The organism is Floccifex sp. (assembly GCF_051873555.1).
GTDB lineage: Bacteria > Bacillota_I > Bacilli_A > Erysipelotrichales > Erysipelotrichaceae > Floccifex.
Genome location: NZ_JBJEEY010000154.1, coordinates 1 through 5,313, shown reverse-complemented (window position 1 = coordinate 5,313; position 5,313 = coordinate 1). Strand labels below are relative to the sequence as shown.

Here is a 5,313-nt window from a genome sequence, read left to right as displayed (position 1 = left end):
ACTATAATATTGGCCGTACAGATCAGATATTAACACTTCCATTATATATGGCATTCTTGTTAACAGAAGTGTAGTTGTTGCTTTTTAAATGAAAAAATGTCAAATATCATTAAATTTTATCAGAAAAAATGTCATTTCAAGCTTATATTTGATTGTATAAATGCCATAAGAGTTGTAAAATTTATATAGGTGATAATATGCTTCAAAGAAAAATTGAAAAAAATATTCGGAAATGGATAAAAGAAAGTAAAAAAGCTTTACTTATTGATGGTGCCCGTCAAGTTGGTAAAACATTTGTCATTCGAAAAGTATTAAAAGATGAAGGATGTCACTACATAGAGTTCAACTTACTGAATACACCTGAAATAGTTAGACTGCTAGAAAATAGTGAATCGGTAGATGATATGATTACAAATCTGTCATTATTTACAAGACAATCATTCATAAAAGGTGAAACATTTATTTTCTTTGATGAGATTCAAGAATTTAAAGAATTAACTACAAAAATTAAATTTTGGGTTGATGAGGGTTCGTTTCGATATATATTTAGTGGTTCTTTATTAGGTGTCGAATTAAGAAATATAAAATCTAGTCCGGTAGGATATTTAAGAACATTTACAATGTATCCATTGGATTTCGAAGAATTTTTACAAATTTATAATTTTACTGAGGATTTAAAGGATTCGTTATATAAATCATTTATCAATAAAATTCCAGTAAATGAAGAAGTTCATAAACGTATGCTGAATATCTTTAAAATATATTTGATTGTTGGTGGAATGCCAGCGGCTGTTGATAAGTTCCAGGAAACAAGAAATTTATTTGATGTTATCGAAGAACATGAAGACATCATCTTACAATACAAAAAAGATTTTACTCGATATGAGACCGATGATAAAAAATTATTATTAACGAGAATCTATGATTTGATTCCAGCAGAATTAAATGCGAGTAATAAGCGATTTAATTTTTCGGATATAAAAAAAGGATTGCGCTATGAAAGAAGCGAAAATGGGTTTATATGGTTAGAAAGTGCTGGTGTTGCTTTACCAACTTATAATGTGAGTGCACCAACTTTGCCTCTTTTGTTGAATGAAAAAAGTAGTTTATTTAAATTGTTTTTATCCGATGTTGGTTTGTTAACTTCTTTATATGGGAAAGCAACGAAAGTGCAGTTATTGTCAAATAATATTGATATTAATAATGGTGCTATATTTGAAAATGCAGTAGCACAGGAACTAAAATCACATGGTTTCAATTTGTATTATTATAATAGTAAAAAATTTGGGGAATTGGATTTTGTGATTGAGTATAATGGAAAGGTATTACCAATTGAAGTAAAAAGTGGCAAAAGTTATCAAAGACATTCTGCATTGAAAAATATTATGGAAATATCAAATTATTGTATTCAAGAAGCTTTTGTGTTTTCTAATTATAATGTTGAAGTAAAAGATAATCTTGTATATTATCCTGTGTATATGATTATGTTTATTCAAGAAAAGTATGATAGTTTACCAATCATTGAATTAGATGATTTATCAAATCTATAAAATATCTCCATCTTCATTAAGAAGATGGAGATTTCACGTGGGATTTTGTTAAATATTTAATTTGTTGAATGGCATATAGTGATATATTCATTAGCCAGTCTTCATTTTTATAGTCTTGCATAGAAGTTCGAATTGAAATCGAAGGTGAATATTTCTCATAATAGGTTTATAAACTTTTTGCTTTTAGATTCACTTCTGCTTTTACTTCAACAGGAATGATTTGCTGACCTGTATCAATTACAAAATTTATTTCACAAGATCCCCTGTTGTTCGTGTAATAATATGTGTCTATATTTTCTATTGTTTTGAGTTGTTGACAAACGTATTGTTCGCTTAGAGCTCCTTTGAATTCGACAAATAAAGCATGTCCATCTAAAAGTGTTTGTTGATGAAGACCAACTTTACAACTCAATAAACCGATGTTAACCATAAATAACTTGAATGCTTTCAAGTCTTCATAAGCTTTTAGTATTTGATGTTGAATTTCACGAACTTCATTGAAATCTTTATTTTCTGCAAAATTTTTTACCACTTTGGGCATACCACCTACAAAATAATATTGTTTTTTATTCGTTGCGTACAAGAACTCTTCAAAAGAAAGTGGATATAACTGAAGAAATTGTACTTTTCCTAATAAGGAGCTAACACAAATAATATGATATTGAAGAGCATTTTCATAAAAATATTTCAACGATGTTAATGTTCTTGGAATTTCCTGTATTTCATCAAAAAATAATAAAGAATTGTCAAGATTTATTGTCCTGTGTAGAGTTCAAAGCCCATAATGAGTCGATTTATATCTAAGTCAGAAGCAAATAAATCAGTCATTTTAGTATTTGAATCAAAATTGATGTAAATGGTATTTGTATATGCTTGTTTACCAAATTCTTTCATTAGCCATGTCTGAGCCCTTCAATAATAAGGGGGTTTCTGTTTTTGTTTCCATTTCATTAACTTTTCAATCGCAAATCGATACATGTTTTCATATCCCTGATTTTCTTTTGTCAAACAATACGATCTAATTGAAGTCTTTACGTAAATTCAAAGAAAAATAAAGACGCTTTTATGTTATAGAATAAACCGCCAATTAATGACGGAAAAATTGATAAATTGACGGAAATATAATAAACTATTATTGAGGTGGTTTTTATGAATCAATATATTGAATCTGAAACAATGGAATTAAAGGAAAAATTTAGTACATCAATTGTCAAAGAAATTGTATCGTTTTTGAATACAGAAGGCGGAATAATTGTTGTAGGTATAAAAGATAATGGAGAAATAGTTGGGGTAAATCGATTAGATGATACTCTTCGTAAAATTTCAGATGTGATTACAATGCAAATTGAGCCCAATCCACAAGAAGAAGTGTATACAGAAGTGAAATTTGAAAAGGGAATGCCACTTATTTTGATTCATATTCAAAAAGGAACAAAAAATATTTATTGTCAAAAAAAATATGGTTTTTCATCAAGTGGTTGTACAATTCGACTAGGAAGTACATGTAAAGAAATGACAGCAGAACAAATTCGTATTCGATATGAAAAGAATTTTGTGGATAGTGAATATATGCTTAAGAAAAAGTCGAATATTTGTGATTTGTCTTTTCGAGAATTGAAAATTTATTATTCAGAAAAAGGATTTCATGTAAATGATCATTTTGAAACAAATTTAAACTTAAAAAATGAAAAAGGAGAATATAATTTATTGGCGGAATTATTGGCCGATCGTAATATGATTCCATTTATTTTTGTAAAATTTGAAAGCACAAATAAAGCTTCATTATCAGAAAGATATGATTTTGGATATGGATGTATATTAACGAGTTATACAAAAATAAGAAATAAATTGATTTCAGAAAATATATGTCGATCCAATACCTTGATGCGACCAAGAATTGATCAATATCTCTATGATATGGACTGTGTGAATGAAGCTTTGTTGAATGCGATTGTTCACAATGACTGGACTATTTCAGAACCACAGATTTCAATGTTCGACAATCGTATTGAAATTCTTTCTCATGGTGGTTTGCCAGCGGGAATGACAAAGAAAGCATTTTTTGAAGGTGTTAGTAAGCCAAGAAATACAACTTTAATGCGTATTTTTTTGAGCTTGGATTTAGTAGAACATACAGGACATGGAGTACCTGTTATTGTTAAAAAATATGGTGATAAGGTTTTTGAAATTGAAGAAACGTATATAAAATGTACGATTCCTTTTGATGATGGTATTATGAAGTATCGTATACATAATGGGCCTTTGTATCGTAATTATGTAGATGAAGGTTTAAATCGTTATTTGAAGCCTTCGGATCAAAAAGTATTAAGTTATATTTTAACTTGTCCAGATGCTACAGCGAGTCAAATAGCAAAAGAAAATAATTTAGGACAAAGAACAGTGGAAAGATCAATAGCTAATTTAAAAAATAATGGTTTTATTGAAAGAATGGGAAGTAAAAGAAAAGGATATTGGGTTGTTAGAAAATAATATTAAACATGGGATTGTTGTGAATATCAAAAATGGTATTTAGATTAAGGTCTTATATTTTGCTACTGTTTTATAATACGAAATAAACTCCTTGTTGCAATACCAATATTCAATGAGTTGGAAGGTTATGTCCCGGGGAAAAAAGAATACTCCACCAAATACATGTGTTGGCTTGAACACAGCTGCGTATGTAGCTGCCACAGTATCCATCAATTCTGTGGCTTTTCTTGTTTCTTATATCACCTTGTGATAGTGTGTGCATAGATATATAAACCGTATGATGTTATCCAATTCCGAATCTGATTAGAAACACTGTAGTAAAATCGGAATTCAGGTAACAAATTACTTTAATGTCGATTTTATTGTGTACTATATTGATTCATATTATTGGATATGGTTGATAATTGCAGCAATAAAGCAGCTGAAAGCCAATTATGATTTATGGAAAAATGAAACAAACAAATCAGTATTTGACGAATAACACATCAAATGTAAAGTTATCTGGACTGCTGAATCCGAAAATCATTCGATTTGCAGATCTGAACAGTAAGTGACTGTGTATCAGGTGGGGTAGTTCATCTCATGTTCTGGAATATTATCCATCTTCAAATAGACAACAGAGTGAATGTTATATTTTTTACACTGATGTTATAATAAAGAAATCGTTAATAAAATAGATCATTTCAATATAAAAAATGATAGAAAGAATGGTTTTCCTCCTATCATTTTTTTGTCACTTTTTATGAAATGTGACAACAATGTGACTAATCTTTTAATCGATTCAGAAGTTCGAGTATAAACAACAAATTGTCATCGGATAAATGGACTAGTTTTTCCGTAATTAAGGAAATAAGAGCTGGATTAGAGACTTTATCATCAAAGAATTCTTTGGGACTTATATTAAAATAATTACATATGTAAAAGAATTCGCTCATAGAGGGTAAGGTTTTACCCGATGTAATGTTGTTAATATAACTCTTGGAATGCCCTAGATCATAGCTTAATTTATATTCAGAGATTCCTTTCTGCTGTCTAAGGCTAGTGATTCTTTCTCTTGTGTAGTCTTCATATTCTTGAATTGTTTTCATAATAAAATTATAATTTTTTTGTCACTTTAATATACTATTTTATGTAGTTTTTTATTTTATAAAAAACATTTATAAAACGATTTATATGAAAAATACATAAAAAAATGATTATTTTAATCTAAAAACAACATTTTTAAAGGACCTCTAAAATTAGATGAGGTTTAGAAAAAAGCCAATTTAAAACC

General features: G+C 28.7%; 4 protein-coding genes. 2 read left to right on the top strand and 2 right to left on the bottom strand.

Going from position 1 to position 5,313, the window contains the following annotated elements:
* Positions 1-197 precede the first annotated feature (197 nt).
* A complete protein-coding gene (locus ACI32A_RS08720; protein WP_439754669.1) occupies positions 198-1,550 on the top strand; it encodes an ATP-binding protein in 1,353 nt (450 codons plus the stop codon).
* A 166-nt stretch (positions 1,551-1,716) separates the two neighbouring features.
* Here the strand turns inward: ACI32A_RS08720 and ACI32A_RS08715 are convergent, their stop codons facing one another.
* On the bottom strand, positions 1,717-2,241 hold the full coding sequence (locus tag ACI32A_RS08715; protein ID WP_439754668.1) for a DUF4143 domain-containing protein: 525 nt from the start codon (positions 2,239-2,241) through the stop codon (positions 1,717-1,719).
* Positions 2,242-2,699: 458 nt separating this feature from the next.
* Here ACI32A_RS08715 and ACI32A_RS08710 point away from each other — a divergent pair, with 458 nt between their 5' ends.
* Entirely contained in the window at positions 2,700-4,040 is a 1,341-nt protein-coding gene (locus ACI32A_RS08710) for an RNA-binding domain-containing protein (protein ID WP_439754667.1), read from the top strand.
* Between the two features lie 764 nt (positions 4,041-4,804).
* On the opposite strand, the gene ACI32A_RS08705 is transcribed toward ACI32A_RS08710, so the two are convergent.
* The gene (locus ACI32A_RS08705) at positions 4,805-5,128 is read right to left on the bottom strand and encodes a helix-turn-helix domain-containing protein (protein WP_439754666.1); all 324 of its coding nucleotides are present in this window, start codon (positions 5,126-5,128) and stop codon (positions 4,805-4,807) included.
* Between the last annotated feature and the right edge of the window lie 185 nt (positions 5,129-5,313).

Bases quoted from the DNA above. Each gene is read 5' to 3' on its own strand.
- ACI32A_RS08720 (WP_439754669.1), top strand. From the start codon at position 198: ATGCTTCAAAGAAAAATTGAAAAAAATATTCGGAAATGGATAAAAGAA.
- ACI32A_RS08710 (WP_439754667.1), top strand. From the start codon at position 2,700: ATGAATCAATATATTGAATCTGAAACAATGGAATTAAAGGAAAAATTT.
- ACI32A_RS08705 (WP_439754666.1), bottom strand. From the start codon at position 5,128: ATGAAAACAATTCAAGAATATGAAGACTACACAAGAGAAAGAATCACT.